Origin of the sequence: Pseudoalteromonas sp. 19-MNA-CIBAN-0066 (assembly GCF_040308705.1) — a bacterium.
Taxonomy (GTDB): Bacteria; Pseudomonadota; Gammaproteobacteria; order Enterobacterales; family Alteromonadaceae; genus Pseudoalteromonas; species Pseudoalteromonas nigrifaciens.
In genome coordinates this window covers 1-273 of sequence record NZ_JBEONZ010000207.1, presented here as the reverse complement: position 1 = coordinate 273, position 273 = coordinate 1, and the positions used below count along the sequence as shown (strand labels likewise).

Here is a 273-nt window from a genome sequence, read left to right as displayed (position 1 = left end):
CAGCAACCATAGGTGTTGCTGTGGACGCTTAAAGCGTTTTAGTTTACTGCCATAATAATCCACCATTTCACCGAAGTGTTGTTGGTTTTTAGACGATAAGGCTAAGCCCTTAACAGCATTATCAATCTGTCTTGTATAAGGCTGTAACTGATGATACACCGTCAGTTCTTTTTTTAGCTCTGTCACCATAACGCTTTTTGCACCGGCTCGAAGCTGGCTTAAGGAGAGCCCATCTTTGTCATCGATAATAGTATTTAGAAATCCGTGTAGTTC

At 41.4% G+C, this 273-nt stretch carries 1 protein-coding gene; it reads right to left on the bottom strand.

All coding sequences use genetic code 11. From position 1 onward, the window contains the following. The coding region (locus AAEZ18_RS18840; protein ID WP_352255931.1) for a hypothetical protein at positions 1-273 on the bottom strand (273 nt) is incomplete at both ends.